Here is an 18,582-nt window from a genome sequence, read left to right as displayed (position 1 = left end):
ATTATTTCTGCTAAAAGGTTTTAACAAGCCAGTTGAACGGGTGGGATTTTGAAGGAATCAAGCGGCGGCCGGCATACGATCCGTGACGTGGCGAAGGCTGCGGGCGTGAGTATTTCAACGGCCTCGAACGCGCTGAACGGTACCGGGCGGACCAATGCTGAGACGCGCGAAAAGGTGAGAAGGATCGCCGAGGAGATCGGATTCCGTCCGAATGCTCTCGCGCGTGGGTTGTTGACCAAGCGCAGCCACGCGATCGGCATGCTGACCAACGATACCTATGGACGTCTGACACTACCGATGGCATCAGGCGTGTCGGAAGTGCTGGTCGACCATGGTGTCTCGCTCTTCCTCTGCGCCACCAATAACAATCCGAGGCTTGCGAAACTACACCTCGAAGCGCTGCTCGACCGGCAGGTCGACGGGATCATTTTCACCGCGACGCGTATCGACCTCGAGCCGCCGCCGGAACTGACCAAGCTGCGTATCCCGGTCGTCTATGTTTTCGCGCAGGGGCCGTCGGACAGCGTCAGCTTCCATCCCGATGATGCCCAGGGCGCGCGGCTTGCGGTCGAACATCTCCAGCGCCTCGGCCGCTCGCGCATCCTTCACATCACCGGCGAGCAGAATTATCGCGCCGCCTGCATTCGCGCCGAGGCCTACCGGGAGCTCGCCGGGCCGACGGCCGAGGTCATGTTCGGCGACTGGTCGGAAGAATGGGGACATGCGGCGATCGAGACTGTCTTCTCGCGATCCGGTGCAAAACCGGACGCGATCTTCTGCGGCAGCGACGAGATTGCCCGCGGCGTCATTGATGCGTTGCGCGACAGAAACATCTCCATCCCCGACGATATCGCGGTCGTCGGTTTCGATAATTGGGAGGTCGTCTCACGGCAGACGCGTCCGCCTTTGACGACGGTCGATATGGAGCTCAAGGAGCTCGGTCACCGGGCGGGACTTGCGATCCTGGGCCTATCGAAAGGCGAGACGGTCGCACCCGGTGTTGAGAGATTGCCCTGTACACTTGTCATTCGCCGTTCCGCTGGCCAACCCGGCCAGGCCTGAGGTCAGCCAGTTCTGGCCGATCATCTATACGCGCGCTGCCTGATTGGTCTCGCTCTTGATCCCGGCTCTGTTGTCAGTTCCGCGCGACTTCAGCGCTTTCGTCAGACATAAGGCCGCAATGATAACTGGCAAGCAGACGAGATAAGCGACCCTGATGCCCGCGTGTTCAGCGACAAACCCGAGCAGCGGGGGTGCCAGAAAGAAGACGACGAAGGACATCTGCCCGAGGGCCGCGACATTCAGATGGGCCGGACGATCGGTCCGCTGGGCTGCCGCGGAAACCGCCAGAGGGTAGACTGCGCTGCAGCCGCCGCCCATGAGCGCGAAGCCGAGCAGCGCAACATAAGGGTGTGGCGCGAGCCAGACGGCGCAGAGGCCCCCCACGGAGAGAATCAGCAGAAAGGTCGCGACAGCACGCGCGCCAAATCGATCGACCAGCGGATCGACGAACAGCCGCGCCACGGCCATGAAGAATGTAAACAGCGTCAGCCCAAGGCCGCCGATAAAGGGCTCGGCTGCGAAGGCATCGCGCATATAAATGGCTGACCAGTCGATGCCAGCGCCTTCCACGAGAAAGGCGGCAATGCCGATCACGCAGAGCGGCATCAGCCCCCATGTCGGCAGCGCGATGCTCGGACCTTCTACATGTTCACCCTCGTCACGAGCCGGCGCATTCTTGATGCCCGAAATAACGATAGTGCCGACGATCAGAACGAAGGTGAATGTCAGTGCGAGGTGGAGATGCATGGGCACGCCCGCTTGACGAACGGCCGAGCCAACGAGCGCGGTCAGGAAGAAGCCAAGGCTCCAGAAGCCATGCGCCCTGTTCATCACGCCGCGATCGAGCTGGGCTTCGATACGATCGATCTCGACATTGAGATTGATCTCCAACGCGCCTGCCAGCAGGCCTTCGCAGAGAAGAATGAAGAAAACCAACCAGGCGGCGTTGGCCCAGGGGATGGTTGCCAGCAGAGCGGACGTACCGAGCACCGTCAGAAACGCCGTCTTGCGCGCACCGAACTGTGCAATGAGCGGGGACGCGAAGGTCAGGGAAATCAGCGCACCGATCGCCGCACCGATCAGCGTGAGGCCGAGTTCGGACTTGTTGACGCCCAGCGCATCTTGAAGGTCAGGCAATCGCGAGAGCAATGCTCCCATCGATATGGCGAAGAGAAAGAAGCAGACATAGATCCGGTGTTGCGGCTGGATGTGCATTCGATCGCTCCGGGATGTGATCGGTTCGGGAGTTGGACCTCAGTCGCAACGACGGCGAAAAGGACAATTTCGAGTGGCATTTCCGAGATATATCTTGTTGGCGATTACCGCAACAACAACCTTAACTGGTTTCTAAGGGATTTGCGGACTCTGCCAGGCCATGCAGGGACGCAAGCCATCAGCCGCACAAATGCCGCTTGAGATCGCACACCTGTCTTGGATAGACGCTTTGCCATATGAGCCCTGGAGCTGCCAGAAATGCTCGGCAGCGCCAAGTATTCGTATCTGTTGATGGAAGGACCGTCACCCGCCTCAGGATGTCTTCGGCGCCTTGCTGAGCTCATCCATTTACAGGGAGCTGGTTTCGAAGTCGACCAAGCGATGGAAATGGACGCAATCTATGCGAGATAAAGCCCAGCTTGCTAACACTGGCGACGATACTTGCCTGCGGATCGCATGCATAATGTTGACCATTCAAAATTAAGTAAAAAACAAGTTTTCCTCTCAAGACAGGCGCTTTTCGGTCTTGGCGTCGAAGAGATGCAGTTTGCTGAGATCCGGCATCATCCTGACGGTGTCGCCGGCCTGCAGGGAAAGGCGCTCCCGCACCGTGGCGACAACCGGATCCGATCCAAGCCTGGCATTAATCTGGGTTTCGGCTCCGGTGGGCTCGATCACCGCCACCTCGACGCTCACGCCGTCCGGATTGACGGATAGATGTTCCGGGCGAATGCCATAGATCACCTCCGAGCCTCGCGCTGACGAAGCACTTTCCGGCAGCGGCAGGCGCGCGCCACCATCGGCAATGAATTCCAACGGTCCCGAATTGCTGATCTTGCCCTTGATGACATTCATGCCCGGTGAGCCGATGAAGCCGGCGACGAAGAGATTGGCCGGCCGGTCGTAGAGATCGAGCGGTGAGCCGATCTGTTCGACGTAGCCGTCGCGCATCACCACGATCCGGTCCGCCATCGTCATGGCTTCGATCTGATCGTGCGTGACGTAGACCGTTGTCGTTTGCAGTCGCTGGTGCAACTGCTTGATTTCCGAGCGCATCTGCACGCGAAGCTTCGCATCGAGATTGGACAGCGGCTCATCGAAGAGGAAGACTTGCGGCTGGCGGACGATCGCGCGGCCCATGGCGACGCGCTGACGCTGGCCGCCGGAGAGATTTCTCGGGTAGCGGTCGAGCAAATGTTCGAGACCGAGGATCTGCGCGGCGTCACGGACGCGACCTCGGATCTCACCCTTCGGCGCCTTCGCCAGTCGCAGCGAAAATCCCATATTCGCCTCGACGGTCATATGCGGATAAAGCGCATAGGACTGAAAGACCATGGCGATGTCGCGCTCCTTCGGCGCCACGTTATTGACGACGCGGCCGCCGATCGACACCTTGCCGCCAGAAATCTCTTCAAGCCCCGCGATCATGCGCAGCAAGGTTGACTTGCCGCAGCCGGAAGGGCCGACGAGGATGACGAATTCCCCGTCGCGGATGTCGATGTCGACCCCATGCAATACCTCGAAGTGACCATAGCTCTTGCGGACATTCGCCACGTTTACGGACGCCATAACTGTCTCCGGCTAGAAAACTGATATCGATCTGCACTCGCTCACCCGGAGCGATATGCGGTGATGAACGCGCCTGCTATCGGGGCGCCGTTGCGGCAGCGTAAGGCGCCAGCGCTGCATCGATAGCGGCGAGGCAGAGTTCGCGAGCATTCGGTGCGATGCGTTTCTCCACCACGTCGGGATAGAGGCGAGCAAGATGCTGGCTGATCAGCGTTTCCGGGATAGTGTCGGGAAGCAGGGCAAACAGGCGTTCGACCGCCGCTGCCGCACGCGCATCGGGCCAGTAATAGCGGATGCGGTCACTATAGCTGAAATGCCGCTGCAGGCGCTGTTCCTCGGCCGTACCGCCGTAGTGGCCGGCCCAGTGGCCGGGCTCGGCGAGCATGATCTCTTCCATAGTCGCTTTCAGCCCACCAGCGCCCCTGTCTCCGGCTAGAATGGCAGCGATCGCGTCGAGGCCATAGAGGGCTTCGCGCAATGCGAAAGTGAGCCCAGGGCCGACTTTAAGGATCGCAAATCCGCCATCGACGAGCGCCGAAAGCGAAGCGGCCGGTTGATAGTCAGTGGAATGGGCTTCGAACAGCAGACCCTTCATCTCATCGAGTGCCGAGATCAGCATCTGTGCACGATCCGGCTTGTAGAGCGCGACATTGGCGTTGCCGAATTCGACGCCCGGCTGGACGACGATGGCGATAACGCGCTCCAGTGCCGCACCGACGCCGGCTTTCGTAAATGCCTGGCGATGAACATCAAGCGTGCTCAAAGCGGCTTCCGGTCGCGTGACCTCGAGTTCGTCCAAAGCATGCGTTGCGCCGCCCGGCGGCGGCACTTCGGTACCGACGACATAGACCGGTAAGCGAGCACCGATGCGGTTGGCAGCATCTTCCGCCGCCCTCGCCAGGCGCGCTGCCCTTGCGGCAGTCAGCTCGTCGGCAAGTGCGACCGGCTCACCGGCGCATCCCATCGACGTATCGAGATGCAGCTTTTCGAAACCGGCCTCGACATAGGCCGTCACCATGGCTTCGGCTCGCGCCATGGCATCCTCGGCGCCGAGCTTTCTCCACGGGTTCGGGCCGAGATGGTCGCCGCCGAGTATGATGCGACTGGTGGGAAAACCGATACTCCCTGCAATCTGCTCGATGAAAGCCCGGAAGTCCGCCGGCGTCATGCCGGTATAGCCGCCTTCCTGATTGACCTGGTTGCAGGTCGCCTCGATGAGGACCGCTTCTCCCTGCAGGGCCGCACATCGCAACGTCGCTTCGATCACAAGCGAATGGGCGGAGCACACCGCTGTGATGCCGCGCGGCAGGGGCAGCTCCCTTCCGCCGAAAAGTTTTGCCAGGGCGATCCGGCGGTTCTGGTCGATTGCGGTGCTCATACCAGTGTCACGACCTTGGTGAGGTGGCGTGGCGAAACGGTGTCGATGTGGCGCGCCTGCGCGGCGCGTTCGCCGAGGATCTGCAGGGCCGGCAGGACGACGAGACCGGCGAGCGACAGGTCGACATCGACGGGAAGCTCCAGATCGCCGGGGCCGCCGAGACCGATGACGACAGCCCCCTTCTCGCGCAGTTCGCCGACAAGCTTGGCCTCGGCTTGTCTCTGGTCCGAGCTGTAAAGCATGACGGCTGCCGTCTTTTCGTCGACGAGGCTGATCGGTCCGTGGCGATATTCGAGCGGATGAAAGGCCTGAGTCATCAGTTGGCTCATTTCCATCAGCTTGAGGGCGCCTTCGAGGGCGATGCCGAAAAGCGGCCCGCCGCCCAGGAAGACGAAGTGCGAGCGATCCCTGATGATATCCGGTAGCGCGGCATCGAGCGCGTTCGCCAGCTTTTGAGCCGATGCGACGACCGAGGCCGGGACGGTCTGGCCGATCATCTGCAGGCTCAGCAACACCATGAGGCTTGCTGAAACCGTCATGACGATGCCTTCGTCGGGATGGGTCGGAGAGCAGATCAGCTGGTCGCAGTTTTTCGCAAGCGTGCTTTCGGGCTCGACCGTCACGCCAGTCACGAAGGCGCCTGCGGCGCGGCTCGCCGTGGCGGCGGCAACCGTTTCCGTCGTTTCGCCGCTTCGCGAGAGCGCAACCACATGCGTCTTTTGCCATTCCGGCCAGAAGGATGAGGGTCGGTTCAGCCACTCCGCGCCGGGAACTGCGATCGCCTTGCGCTTGAGGCTATTGGCATAGGCGGCGAGAGACAAGGCGAGGTTGAAAGAGGTGCCGCAACCGACAAAGACGAGGAGATCGTCTGTCTTGCCGCTGGCAGCATTCGAGCCGATAGCCTTTTCCCAATAAGGGAACTGCTCGAAGATTACCTTTTCGGTCGTGTTCATGATGTCTCCGATTATTTGACCGAACCAGCCAGCAGACCGCTGACGAGGTAACGGTTGAGGAAGATGACGACGAGGGCAGGGATGACGATCGCAATCGATCCGCTTGCAGTGATCAGCCCGTAGTCGATGAAGTTCTTGGTGACGAATTCGGGAATGAGAACCGTCAGGGGTTTTGTCGCCTGCGGCGAGAAGATGAGGGGGACGAGATACTGGCCCCAGGCCCCCAGGAAGGTCAGGATGGCAGCCGCCGTCAGGCCGGGGCCGGCAAGCGGCAGCACGATGTGGAAGAAGATGAAGAGGCGACCCGCGCCATCAAGCTGTGCCGCCTCTTCGAGCGCGATCGGAAGCTGCTCGAAGACGCTGCGCAATAGCCATAGCGAGAGCGGCAGATAGGCCGAGACATAGATCAGCGAGACCCCGGTATAGGTATCAACCAGGTGCATCTTGATCATGATCTGATAGAGCGGGATCAGCACCGCATAGGCAGGGATGGCCAGTGTCGCGACGACAGCGCCAAACAGAAGCTGACGCCCGGGAAAGCGTATTCGGGTGAATGCATAGGCGCCGAGTGCCGAGATCGCGACGCAGAGAGCCGTGGCGGCGGCAGACGTGATCACGCTGTTGAGCAGCGCTGCACGGAACTGCTTCCATACTTCCACCCCGCCGATCCGCGCAATGTTGATTCCGAGTAGGCGCGAATAATGGTCGAGCGTGAAATGCTGCGGGAAAAAGCGGATCGGCCGCGTGGAAAAATCCTCCGTCGGCGTCACGGAGCTTGCAAGCGTCCAGTAGATCGGGCCGAGCGACCAGATCAGCAGCACGGCAAGACCGGCCCAAATCATCAGGCGATGGAGAAAGCTTGGTTTCATCAGTCGAACCGTGTGTTGCGATAAACGCGAAGGACGTAGACGAGCGAGACGAGCAGCGAGATCAGCGTGATGACGACCGAAAGCGCCATGCCGTAGGAGAAGCGCAGGTTCTGAAATGTCTCGAGATAGATCTGGACGAGGATCGGCCGCGTTTCGAGGCTCGACCCGGCCAGTACCCAGGCCTCGTCGAAGAGGTTGAAGGCGTTGACGGTCGCGTTCGTCATGGCAACGGCAATGGCGCTGCGCACGAGCGGAAGCGTCACCAAGCTGAACATCTGCACTCGAGTCGCGCCGTCGATGCGGGCGGCCTCGTAGAGATGCGCCGGGATGCTCTGCATGGCGGCGAGCACGATGACGATCGTCAGCGGCATCATGCGCCAGACATGCACGACGGTGACTGCGATGATCGCGCTCGTCCGGTCGTTGAACCAGACGTGATTTTCGAAGGGCAGGCCAAGTGCGACGAGGATGCCGTTCAAGAGGCCGGCGCCGGGCTGGTAGATCCACAGCCAGATGACGGAGTTGACGACGCCGGGAAGCGCCCAGGGCAGGATGACGGCCGCAAGCACCCATTGGCGCCCGACTTTCACCTGATTGATGAGCGCTGCGGCGAGCACGCCAAAGACGGTTTCGGCAGCGACGGCGAGAACGACATAGATGAGCGTATTCGTCCAGGTCGTCGCCAGCTGTCCGTCCGACAGCATGCGGATGTAATTTTCCAAGCCAACGAAAGGTGTTCCCGCCTGCATTGGATTGACCCGGTGCAGCGAGTCCCAAACCGTTCGTCCCATCGGGTAGAAGACCAGTGCTGCCATCGTCACAAGGATCGGCAGCACCAGCAACAGTCCGAGCATGGTGTCGGCGTTGAGGCCGACACTACGCTTGGCTGCGACACCTTCAGCGGTGACTGTTGTCATTGGGCCATCGCCTGCTTGGCGGCATCAGCGATGGCCTGCATGGCCTGATCAACCGTCATCTGGTCCTTCGCCGCACTGTTGATCGCCGTATTTACCGCGCTTGAAAACTGCGGGTACCACGGCGGCGTTCCCTGCTGGAACAATGGCTCGACGGTCTTCGACTGCGCGACAAGTGCGTCGCCGCTGGTCAGCTTGCCTTCCGTATTGAGTTCGGAAAGAGCCGAGGTGCGTGTCGGCAGGAAGCCGTTCGCCGCATTCTTCTTCTGGAACTCCCTGCTGGTGAACCACTTGACGAATGCGACTGCCGCTTCCTTGTTCTGCGACACGTTCGGTATGGCGAGCGCTTCCGGAAGGCCGAAGCTCCGCGTCTGACCGCTTGCGGTCGGCACTAGGATCGCTTCCACCTGGCCGGCGACCTTGGATTGCTTCGGATCGTTCATCTGACCCAGGCGGCCGGGCTCGCCCGAGATCATGATGCTGGTCAGTCCCTGGGCAAACATGCTCTCGTTGATCTGGCTGTCCTTGAGGCCCGTAGAGGCCGGGTCGACCAGTCCGTCCTTCAGCAGCGACAGTTCGAAGGCGAGCGCCTTGTAGCCGGCGGAATCCGGCGTGAGGAAAAGCGGCTTGAAATCCTTGTCGAAGAGCTCGCCACCGAAGGCCTTGGTCAGCAGATACCAGCTTGTCGAAGCACCCTCCGTTGCCGAGAGCGGCAGGCCGATCGGATAGGTGGAGATGCCCTTCTCCTTGATCTTCCTGGCCGCGGCGACCAGCGCATCAAGTGTCTTCGGCATCTCGGTAACGCCGGCATCCGTGAAGTGCTTCTTGTTGACCAGCATCACGCGGAAGTCGTTGGTGTAGGGTACGCCGAGCAACTGACCATCGACGGTGAAGATCTTGGCAACACCGATATCCTCGACGGCGTCTTTATCGATCACGTCATTCAGTGGCATGTACCAGCCGGCGGCGCTGAATTGACCGGTCCAGGACCAGTCGAATTCGGTGACATCGGCCGGTGCCGTGCCGGCAACCAGCGCCGTTACGAGTTTCGGGCGGATGTCGTCCCATGACAGGGTCTGAAGATCGACATGAATGCCGGTTTCGGCTTCAAAATCAGCAGCGACCGTGGCTCCCTGCGGCGATGGCATCAGGACCGTGATCGACTGGCCGGCAAGCGGCTTGGCGTCGTCTGCCATGGCAGGCAGGGCAATCACAAGCGCGGCTGAGGCAAGCAAAGGCAATATGAATTTACGCATGTTCCCATCCTTCGTTATCGTTGACACTCATTGTCTTGATCGCGCGATCGCAGCTTCAGCTTCGACCGCAATTTGCCCGAACCAGCCTTCGTCCAGCGGCCAGTCGAGAAGTTGGGCGGCGGCCAGAAGCGCGCCGCCAATGGGAGGAAGTACAGGTAAAATCGCCTGCCGGCCGATCCGCCGTTCGACGGCTTCAAGCAGGAGACGGCTGGAAAAGGTGCCGCCCGCATAAGTCCAGTTGGCGCCGGCCTCGCAATGGCCTGATATCGCCCAATGATGCTTGGCAAGCTCGTCGGCCGCCTTTTCGATCAGGCTGATCGACGTTTCGTCGCCTTGCTGGGCGGTTCGGTCGACAAGGATGGAGAGCGCGGCAATATCCGCGCGTGGTCGCGCAAGCCCGTTGATCCAACCGCCGAGAGCATTGATCGGATCGGAGATGTCGAGCTGGAGATCATCATAAATTGCCTTCGTCAGTGCCGTCGGCTTGGCACGTCCATCGAGGCTTTGGCTGATGAGATGGAGCGCTTCGCGACCGATCCAGTAGCTGCTGCCTTCGTCGCCGATCACATCGCCCCAGCCGCCTGCACGGGTTGACAGCCCAGCGCCATTGCGCGCCCAGGACATGGAGCCGGTTCCCGACAGGACGAGGATGCCTGGACGACCGGCAAATGCGCCAAGATGGGCGGCGTCGACATCGTTGAGCACGGCTTTGCGGATGTCCGGAAAGGCTTCGTCGATGCATTGCTTCTGGAGAGCGGAGAGATGCGCGACTTCACCATAGGCCGGCAAGGCCGCGCCGACGGCAGTCAGCCCCGGCTCGTTGCGGAACGGTTCGATATGTCGCTCCAGTTCGTGGCGCCAGTCCGGATTGTCCATGGGATTGACGCCGCCGCCGAGCGCGGTGCGCAGAATATGGCCATCTCTATTGGCCAATGTAACGAACACCTTGCTTCCGCCGCCATCGATGCCGAGGATCAGCTCTTCGCTCATTCTTTTGCTCCGAGTTCGGCGAAGGTCGTATCGACGCCGAAGTTGGCGAGCTCGGCGCGCCATTGCGGCGTCAGGCCCTTATCGGTGATGAGCTTTGCGGCATTCAAAGGCGCGACCTTGTAGGTTGCCATCGTCCCGAATTTCGAGGAATCTGCGAGCACATAGCCGTTGGCCGAACGTGACAGCATGCGCCGGTTCAGGCTCGCTTCCGCGCTGTCCACGCTATAGATCGCACCATCAGGGCTGATGGCGCTGGCACCCAGAAACAGCTGATCGAACCAGATCGTTTCCAGCATCGCCTCGGCCTGCGGGCCGACGAGCGAGGCGTTTTCACTGCGCAGCTGGCCGCCGAGAAGAACGACCTCGAGATTTGGAATATTGAGAAATTCCTGAGCGACGATCAGGCCGTTGGTGAAAATCCGCAGCGGCATCGGATTGATGCGGATCAGCCGGGCGAGCTGAAGAACCGTCGTGCCGGCGTCGAGGAAGATCGCCGTGCGGGGCAGGAGCATCTCATAGGCCGCATTGGCGATAGCGCGCTTTGCCGAAAGATGACGCTTTTCACGCTCCTGGAAGGCGAGCTCGACCGAAGAACCCTCGGCGATGCGAGCGCCGCCATGAACCCGATCGATTGCGCCGTCCTGTTCGAGGACCTGCAGATCACGCCGCACGGTCGCGAGCGAAGCGCCGACGGCATCGGCGAGATCCTGAATGGTCGAGAAACCGTTCGCATAGAGATGGCTTCTGATGGCATCGAGCCGATCGGTCTTCACCCCGCCACTCTGGTTCATCGACTATCCCCCTGCTGCAATCTTGTCTGCTTGCGTCAAAGTTCCCACCCAATTCGATCAATGTCAATCACAATTATGATTGTTTGTGATCTTTTTCAGCTAGCCAATTGCTTGTTCATGATCAAAAAACAAAGGCGCACCATCCCGGAGGACGGCGCGCCTGCTGGAGAGTGTTGTCTATGAAAGAACCCGCGTGGGAACGAGCTTAGTGATATCCAGGCAGAAGGTCGCCATGCGCCTCGATCAGGTCGTCGACGAGGCTCCAGATCTCGTCCGGAGACAGTTCGGCCGATGTGTGCGGATCGAGCAGGGCGGCCTGGTAGATGCGGTCGCGCTTCCGCGTCAACGCTGCCTCGACGGTGAGCTCCTGAACCGAAATGCTGAGCTTCATAACTGCCGCAAGCTGTGACGGGATCCTGCCGATACGGGTTGGCTGGATGCCATTTCTGTCGACATGGCAGGGCACTTCCACGACACATTCGGGCGGGAGGTTCTCGATCAGGCCGTCGTTCGGAACATTGCCGTAGATCAGCGCCGGCTTGCCGGTGACGACAGCGTGAATGATGCCGGCGGCATATTCGTTGCTGCGGCAGACGTCGATCGGCTTGTCGCCCTCGAGATCCCGGCGCAGCGCATGCCATTCGGAGATCTGCCTCTCGCAGCGGCTGATATATTCGTCGAGCGGGATATTGAGCTTGTCGATGAGTTCGGGGCGGCGGTCCTTGATGTACCAGGACGTATATTCCGAGAAATGTTCGCTCGATTCCGTCACGAAATGGCCGAGCCGCTTCAGCACGTCAAAGCGGACCCGGTCGTCGGTTGGTACGCGACCCTCACCGGCAAGCGCCGTCAGGCGGGGATAGAGATCCTCGCGTCTGCCATCGGCGTGCAGCTTCTCGTATTTCAGGAAGAAGGCGATGTGGTTGATGCCCGCCGAAATATAGTTGATGTCGGCGATGTCTTCGCTAAGGCATGTCGCGAGATGAGCGGCTGTATGCTGGACGCTGTGGCAAAGGCCGACCGTACGGATGGACGGCGCCAGCTCCTTGATGGCCCAGCAATTGATCGCCATCGGGTTCACATATTGCATGAGCAATGCGCCGGGGCAGACCTCTTCCATATCGCGACAGATCGCTTCCAGTACCGGTATGGTGCGAAGCCCGCGGAAGATTCCGCCGATGCCGAGCGTGTCGGCGATGGTCTGCCGCAGGCCATATTTCTTCGGCACATCGAAGTCCGTAACCGTCGCCGGCCTATAGCCGCCGACCTGCATCATCAGGATGACGAAATCTGATCCGCGCAGCGCTTCGCGACGATCGAGGGTGGCTTCGATCTTCACCTTGCGCAGATTGAGCGCCTCGCAGATGCGCCTTGCGACAATCTCGGATGTCTTCAGCCGCTCGGGATCGATGTCGAAGAGGCTGATGACATAGTTGCTGCCGGAAGGCGTCGACAGCACATCCCCCAGAATATTCTGCGCAAAAACGGTGCTGCCCGCACCCACGAGGCAAATCTTCGGCATTTTGATCTCCCGCCAATCAAGGTTGCCTTGTCTTTGCCTCTTCCAAATCAGAATTTCTTCCGCTTAATGGCGTTAATATTCCCGGATCGAAGCGCGAGAGTGACATGAAAGACGATCATTCCGACACAAGTGGCGAATGGACGGGATCGCCACGCGGCTTTCTGATCGAGCGTCACACGGCAGATGCCATGAGCGCTGCACATTGGCACGACCATGTCGAAATCAACCTGCTTCTCGACGGAGCTATGACCTATCTCTTCAATGGCCGGCAAGAGCAGGTCGAGGCCGGCCGCCTTGTCCTGTTCTGGGCGGCCATTCCTCATCAGACGATTCTGGTGACGCAGGAAGCGCCGCTCATCTGCCTCTATCTTCCGCTCGTCGATTTTCTTGCTCTGTCCATAGACAAGAAGGCGAGGCAGGCGATCATGCAAGGCGCCTTCGTGGTCGAGCCCCACCGCCGTGAGACGACACCGCTAACCGTCTCTGCATGGGTCGAGGAATGGGGCAGGGGTGATCCGGTGCGGCGTCAGCTGATTGCCGAGGAGGCCAAGCTCCGATTGCGCCGGCTTATTCTCGATCACGCCGACGGTGAGGGCTCTTCGGTGGCGGTGGCCGCGACGCCTATAAGCCCTGCGATCCGCCACTCCGAGGTGCTGACCGATCTGATAAACAGACATTTTTCCGAGCAGCTCAGCCTGGAGCTGCTGGGAAGGCGCGCCAATGTTCATCCGACCACCGCCAACCGGGCGTTTCGCGATGTGCTCGGTATTTCCGTGATGGAATATCTGACGCGATATCGCCTTGCGAGAGCAATGCAGCGGCTGGCTGAAACCGAAGACTCGATCCTGGAAATTGCTCTGGACTGTGGCTTCGGCTCCAGCAGCCGGTTCTACGATATCTTCAAGCAGCGGACCGGCACCACGCCCCGGCAATTCCGCCTGTCGCTGGGTAAGCCGTGACAGGGCACCAGGTCTGGGCGCGAGACAGCTATCGAATCCCCCGGCCAGCGCGCTAAGCTATGAGGGATAGAATGCTTGGACCTGCTAGCGATAGAGCGAAATGGATTGAACCTATGGCAAGTGATAGCACCAACCCTTCCGGCGCTCTGGTGCCCTTGGCTGTCATCGAGGATTTTTGCCGACAGGTCCTGCTTGCAGCCGGCGCTGACGAGCCGACAGCCGACGCTGCGACACGGGGAATGCTGCACGGCACACGCTACGGCATCGACAGCCACGGTGTGCGTCTGCTTACGCATTATGTGAAGGGATTGACGCAGGGACGTCTCAATCCAAGCCCAAAGCTCTCCGTCTCCAACATGTTCGGCGCGGTCGCTTCGCTTGATGCGGATAATGCCCACGGCGCCCTTGCGACTTATACGGCCATGGAGCGTGCGACGCGCTTGGCCGGTGAGTTCGGGATTGGCGCCGTCGCCATCCGCAATTCCTCGCATTTTGGTCCGGCAGGCGCCTATGCGCTCGACGCCGCTGAACGTGGTTTCATCGGTTTCGCCTTCTGCAATTCCGATAGCTTCGTTCGCCTGCATGACGGCGCCATGCGCTTCCATGGCACCAATCCGATTGCCTGTGCCGTGCCGGTCAAGGGAGACAATCCCTGGCTCTTCGACATGGCGACAAGCGCTGTACCCTATAACCGCGTGCAGCTCTATCGCAGCCTCGGCCGACAACTGCCGGAAGGTGTCGCGTCGGATGAACGGGGTTACGATACGACCGATCCCGATGTGGCCGACATGCTGGCGCCTCTCGGCGGCGAATTCGGCTTCAAGGGCGCGGGGCTTGCCGGCATTCCCGAGATCCTGAGCGCGGTGCTTACAGGCATGAAGCTGAGTTTCGATATCGCTCCGATGCCTGGCCCGGATTTCTCGACCCCGCGTGGGCTCGGCGCCTTCGTCATCGCCCTCAATCCAGCAGCCTTCCTCGACATTGAAACCTTCGATGCTGCCATGAAACGCTACGTCGAAACCTTGAGGGCTTCCCCTGCGCGGAAAGGCTTCAAGGTGCTCGCGCCCGGTGACCGGGAATGGGCTGTCGCCGCCGAGCGGGAAAAACATGGCGTCACGCTGGACCCGGCGACGGTCGACGCCTTCAGAACGCTTGCCTCCCGTTATCGACTGGTCAGCCCGGCCTGAATGAGTGCGGCGGATTGACGCGCAACTTTCCCGATGATAGCTTGAGTTAATTGGTCAGGCCAGTTGACCAGTTGTGCGCTTGAGGAGAAGCGCGCCGGGGAGGCCACGATGTTTTCGGCAGTTGAATCACGCCGCCTTTACAGGCAGGTGGCGGATCAGATTCGTATGATGATTATCCGAGGCGAACTCGCCGTCGGTCAGAGGTTGCCGGCTGAGCGCGAGCTCGCGGAGCAACTTTCGGTTTCGCGCCCCACGCTGCGCGAGGCGCTGATCGTGCTGGAAGTTGAGGGCTACATCAATATCCGCATGGGCTCCGGCATCTACGTCACGCGTAAACATGCGGCCGAAGGGACTGGCAACGAGCTCGAACCTGTCGAAGGGCCTTTCGAGCTGCTGCAGGCACGCGCCATCATCGAATGCGCAATATCAGAGGAAGCCGCAAAGAGCGCCCGACCGGAAGACATTGCCGTTCTCGATGAGGCGCTGAGTGCGATGAGTGGTGTCGTGGATGATGCACGGGCCGTGCTTGTCGCCGACCGCGCCTTTCATACCGGCATTGCCGCAATCATCGGCAACGCGACCTTGATCCGGGTCACCGGCGAAATGTTCGACATGCGGATGACACCATATTTCGAGAGGCTTGCCAGCCATTTCGAAGGACCGGTGTCGTGGCGCAGCGCGCTGGAAGAGCACCGGGCCATCCGCGACGCGATCGCCGCAGGCGATGCAGCGGGGGCGAAGGCCGCCATGCGCACGCATCTGACGAATTCGCAGAAGAGGTTTTCCGAAAGCTTCGGGGAGGAGTTCTCGGGCGAGGAGGGGCGCGGCCGTGTGGCCGGGCCAAACAAGGGAAAAGTAATCATCTAACCAGAGCTCAGGAGGAGAGAGCGATGAAGTTGAAACTGACAACGATACTCTGCACCGCCGCCGCTATCATGGCGACAACGGCGATCGCCCATGCCCAGACCGTGCTGAAATGGGCGCATGTCTACGAGACCTCGGAACCCTTCCACACGGATTCCGTCTGGGCCGCGGAAGAGATCAATAAGCGCACCAACGGCCGCTACAAGATCGAAGTCTATCCGGCCTCGCAGCTCGGCAAGGAAGCGGATATCAACCAGGGCCTCAAGCTCGGAACGGTCGATATCATCATTTCCGGATCAAGCTTTGCTGCCCGCGACTACAAGCCGATCGGCGTCACCTATTTCCCCTACATCTTCCGCAGTCCGGAACACCTGATCGCCTATACAAAGAGCGACGTCTTCAAGCGCCTCGCCAAGGGCTATGAAGACAAGACCGGCAACCACATCGCCGCCGTCAGCTATTACGGCACACGCCAAACGACAGCCAATAAGCCGATCGCCAAATGCGCCGACATGCAGGGCCTGAAGATCCGCGTGCCTGACGTTCCGGCCTACCTCGCCATGCCGCGCGCCTGCGGCGCCAACACAACGCCGATCGCTTTTGCCGAGGTCTATCTCGCTTTGCAGAACGGCACGGTCGAAGCCCAGGAAAACCCTCTGACGACGATTGAGGCCAAGAAGTTCTATGAGGTCCAGAAGAATATCATTCTGACCGGTCATATCGTCGACCACCTGAATACGGTGATCTCGAAGACGCTCTGGTCGAGCCTTTCCGACGAGGACAAGAAGATCTTCGGCGATGTCATGCAGGAAGCGGCCCAGCGCACGACCAAGACCATCGAGGGCAAGGAAAACGGCCTGATCACTACCTTCAAGGAGAAGGGTCTGAGCGTCACCGAGGTCGACAAGGCCGACTTCGAGAAGACGGTTGCGGAAAAGGTCAAGTTCGAGGACTTCGGCTACGAGAAAGCCGATTGGGAAGCGATCCGCGCGATCCAGTAAGAGCCCGGGGGCGCGCGGGAGCGCTGCGCGCCCTTCTTCCCCAATCGGAATAAGGCCGATCATGTCTCAAGAAGTCCACACGCAAATCACCGCCGAGGAGATCGGCCACGAGTTCGAAGGGCATGCGCCCACCGCCAATGTCTCGGACTACGCCATCGAAGACTGGATTACGCTGATCGTCTTCTGGCTGATGGCCGGCTGCGTTTTCCTGCAGTTCTTCACCCGCTATGTGTTGAACAACAGCTATGCCTGGACCGAGGAGATCGCCGTGAACTGCCTGATCGGCGTCGTTTTCTTGGGCGCCGTCATGTGTGTGCGCACGTCGCGCCACATCCAGGTGGACGTCTTCTACCATTACATGCCGGCAGGCCTCGCGCGCGTTCTCGCAACGTTCGTCGATATCGTCCGCATCGGTTTCTTCGCTTACGGCTGCTATCTGATGTGGCGTTACGTGCAGATCGTCGCCGACGAGCAGATGGTCACCGTCGATTTGCCGCGCAACATCGTCTTCTACAGCGTGCTTGCTGCCTTCGTGCTGATGCTGATCCGCGCGGTGATCGTCTTCATCGCCAATATGCGCCGCGGCTATTCCGTTCTGGAGCGCCCCGAAGAATTCCACGCTGTCGAAGGATGACCTGATGCTGCTCTTGCTTGGCTCGTTTCTGCTGCTGATGCTGATCGGCGTGCCCGTCGCAATCTCGATGGCCGTCGCATCCGTTCTCTACATTGTCCTCTACGGCGTTGCGCCTGACATCATCGTCGCCCAGCGAATGATCGCGGGTGTAGAAAGTTTCCCGCTTCTCGCTGTTCCCTTCTTCATCCTTGCCGGCAATCTCATGAATTCGGCTGGTGTCACCGGCCGCATCTATTCCTTCGCCGTCGCGCTCGTCGGCTGGATGAAGGGTGGTCTCGCGCAGGTCAATATCATCGGTTCCGTCATCTTCTCGGGCATGTCGGGCACTGCGCTCGCCGATGCGGCAGGCATCGGGACGATCGAGATCAAGGCCATGAAGGATCACGGCTATCCGGTCGAGGCAGCAGTCGGGGTAACAGCGGCTTCCGCCACGCTCGGGCCGATCTTCCCGCCGTCCTTGCCCTTCGTAATCTACGGTATGATGGCCAATGTCTCGATCGGAGCTCTTTTCATGGCCGGCATCCTGCCGGGCGTCGTCATGACGTTGCTGATGATGATCACCGTCGCAGCTTTTGCCTACGTGAAGCGCTGGGGTTCCGATGCGCCATTCGACGTCAAGCAACTCCTTTCCGCAGGTTTGGAGATCGTCGTCGTCCTGCTCGTCCCGTTGTCGATTTACGTGATGATGCGATCAGGCGTATCAATGAACGCCGCGGCGGGCATTGCCCTTGTCGTGCTTCTGGCGCTCGACTGGTATTTTCGCTTTTCTGCCGTCATGGCGCTGATGACGCCGGTCATCCTGATCGGCGGCATGACCATGGGCTGGTTCACGCCGACGGAAGCGGCCGTCGCCGCTGTGCTCTGGTCGCTGTTTCTCGGCCTTGTGCGCTACCGCACGATGACGCTCTCGACTCTTGCCAAGGCGAGTTTCGACACGATCGAGACGACGGCTTCCGTTCTCTTCATCGTCACTGCCGCTTCGGTCTTCGCATGGTTGCTGACGGTGAGCCAGGCGGCACAGCTTCTGTCTGACGCGATCCTGTCGATCACCGACAACAAATGGGTGTTCCTGATTCTCGTGAACCTGCTGATGCTCTTCGTCGGCTGCTTCCTGGACACGATCGCGGCCATTACCATCCTCGTGCCGATCCTACTGCCGATCGTTGCGAAATTCGGCATCGACCCGGTCCAGTTCGGCCTCATCATGACCCTGAACCTGATGATCGGCCTTTTGCATCCACCGCTCGGCATGGTACTTTTCGTACTGTCGCGGGTGGCAAAACTATCCGTAGAGCGCACGACTATGGCGATCCTGCCTTGGCTTGCGCCGCTTTTCATCGCCTTGATCCTGATCACCTTTGTTCCCTCCGTATCCCTGTGGCTGCCACAGCAGCTCGGGCTTCTGAAGTAGGGGAGTG

17 protein-coding genes are annotated in these 18,582 nt (G+C 60.2%); 7 read left to right on the top strand and 10 right to left on the bottom strand.

Annotated elements, in window-relative coordinates:
* Positions 1-48 precede the first annotated feature (48 nt).
* Positions 49-1,062 (top strand): LacI family DNA-binding transcriptional regulator, encoded by a 1,014-nt coding sequence (locus tag FHT82_RS16935; RefSeq protein WP_183733091.1) that lies wholly within the window; start codon positions 49-51, stop codon positions 1,060-1,062.
* A gap of 24 nt (positions 1,063-1,086) precedes the next feature.
* On the opposite strand, the gene FHT82_RS16930 is transcribed toward FHT82_RS16935, so the two are convergent.
* The 10 genes from FHT82_RS16930 to FHT82_RS16885 form a co-directional block, all read right to left on the bottom strand.
* On the bottom strand, positions 1,087-2,277 hold the full coding sequence (locus FHT82_RS16930) for an MFS transporter (RefSeq protein ID WP_183733088.1): 1,191 nt from the start codon (positions 2,275-2,277) through the stop codon (positions 1,087-1,089).
* Positions 2,278-2,781: 504 nt separating this feature from the next.
* Positions 2,782-3,846 (bottom strand): sn-glycerol-3-phosphate ABC transporter ATP-binding protein UgpC, encoded by a 1,065-nt coding sequence (gene ugpC / locus FHT82_RS16925; protein WP_183733085.1) that lies wholly within the window; start codon positions 3,844-3,846, stop codon positions 2,782-2,784.
* A gap of 76 nt (positions 3,847-3,922) precedes the next feature.
* Positions 3,923-5,224, bottom strand: a complete 1,302-nt coding sequence (locus tag FHT82_RS16920) for a D-tagatose-bisphosphate aldolase, class II, non-catalytic subunit (RefSeq protein WP_183733081.1) — start codon at positions 5,222-5,224, stop codon at positions 3,923-3,925.
* On the bottom strand, positions 5,221-6,177 hold the full coding sequence (locus tag FHT82_RS16915) for an SIS domain-containing protein (protein ID WP_183733078.1): 957 nt from the start codon (positions 6,175-6,177) through the stop codon (positions 5,221-5,223). The genes FHT82_RS16920 and FHT82_RS16915 overlap by 4 nt, the downstream gene beginning before the upstream one ends.
* Positions 6,178-6,188: 11 nt before the next feature.
* Positions 6,189-7,046 (bottom strand): carbohydrate ABC transporter permease, encoded by an 858-nt coding sequence (locus tag FHT82_RS16910; RefSeq protein ID WP_183733075.1) that lies wholly within the window; start codon positions 7,044-7,046, stop codon positions 6,189-6,191.
* Positions 7,046-7,963: a sugar ABC transporter permease gene (locus FHT82_RS16905; protein ID WP_183733072.1), complete on the bottom strand. Its 918-nt coding sequence runs from the start codon at positions 7,961-7,963 to the stop codon at positions 7,046-7,048. The genes FHT82_RS16910 and FHT82_RS16905 overlap by 1 nt, the downstream gene beginning before the upstream one ends.
* A complete protein-coding gene (locus FHT82_RS16900; RefSeq protein ID WP_183733069.1) occupies positions 7,960-9,216 on the bottom strand; it encodes a sugar ABC transporter substrate-binding protein in 1,257 nt (418 codons plus the stop codon). The genes FHT82_RS16905 and FHT82_RS16900 overlap by 4 nt, the downstream gene beginning before the upstream one ends.
* 27 nt (positions 9,217-9,243) lie before the next feature.
* Positions 9,244-10,206: a BadF/BadG/BcrA/BcrD ATPase family protein gene (locus tag FHT82_RS16895; RefSeq protein ID WP_183733066.1), complete on the bottom strand. Its 963-nt coding sequence runs from the start codon at positions 10,204-10,206 to the stop codon at positions 9,244-9,246.
* Positions 10,203-10,997 carry a DeoR/GlpR family DNA-binding transcription regulator gene (locus tag FHT82_RS16890; RefSeq protein ID WP_183733063.1) on the bottom strand — a complete coding sequence of 265 codons (795 nt, stop codon included), beginning with the start codon at positions 10,995-10,997 and terminating at the stop codon, positions 10,203-10,205. The genes FHT82_RS16895 and FHT82_RS16890 overlap by 4 nt, the downstream gene beginning before the upstream one ends.
* Positions 10,998-11,202: 205 nt before the next feature.
* Positions 11,203-12,519 (bottom strand): alpha-glucosidase/alpha-galactosidase, encoded by a 1,317-nt coding sequence (locus tag FHT82_RS16885; RefSeq protein WP_183733060.1) that lies wholly within the window; start codon positions 12,517-12,519, stop codon positions 11,203-11,205.
* A gap of 104 nt (positions 12,520-12,623) precedes the next feature.
* Between FHT82_RS16885 and FHT82_RS16880 the strand changes: the two genes are divergently transcribed.
* From FHT82_RS16880 to FHT82_RS16855, 6 genes are all read left to right on the top strand, one after another.
* On the top strand, positions 12,624-13,478 hold the full coding sequence (locus FHT82_RS16880; protein WP_183733057.1) for a helix-turn-helix domain-containing protein: 855 nt from the start codon (positions 12,624-12,626) through the stop codon (positions 13,476-13,478).
* 113 nt (positions 13,479-13,591) lie between these two features.
* Positions 13,592-14,665 (top strand): Ldh family oxidoreductase, encoded by a 1,074-nt coding sequence (locus FHT82_RS16875; RefSeq protein WP_183733054.1) that lies wholly within the window; start codon positions 13,592-13,594, stop codon positions 14,663-14,665.
* A 108-nt stretch (positions 14,666-14,773) separates the two neighbouring features.
* On the top strand, positions 14,774-15,532 hold the full coding sequence (locus tag FHT82_RS16870; RefSeq protein ID WP_183733051.1) for a FadR/GntR family transcriptional regulator: 759 nt from the start codon (positions 14,774-14,776) through the stop codon (positions 15,530-15,532).
* Between the two features lie 23 nt (positions 15,533-15,555).
* Complete coding sequence (locus tag FHT82_RS16865; RefSeq protein WP_183733048.1) at positions 15,556-16,530, top strand: sialic acid TRAP transporter substrate-binding protein SiaP; 975 nt, start codon at positions 15,556-15,558, stop codon at positions 16,528-16,530.
* Between the two features lie 61 nt (positions 16,531-16,591).
* Complete coding sequence (locus FHT82_RS16860; protein WP_183733045.1) at positions 16,592-17,164, top strand: TRAP transporter small permease; 573 nt, start codon at positions 16,592-16,594, stop codon at positions 17,162-17,164.
* Positions 17,165-17,168: 4 nt separating this feature from the next.
* On the top strand, positions 17,169-18,575 hold the full coding sequence (locus FHT82_RS16855; RefSeq protein WP_183733042.1) for a TRAP transporter large permease: 1,407 nt from the start codon (positions 17,169-17,171) through the stop codon (positions 18,573-18,575).
* Positions 18,576-18,582: the final 7 nt, after the last annotated feature.

This window comes from Rhizobium sp. BK275 (genome assembly GCF_014193555.1).
Taxonomy (GTDB): Bacteria; Pseudomonadota; Alphaproteobacteria; order Rhizobiales; family Rhizobiaceae; genus Rhizobium.
Note: the sequence above shows the minus strand (reverse complement) of the source record. Positions and strands in the feature narration are given on the sequence as shown.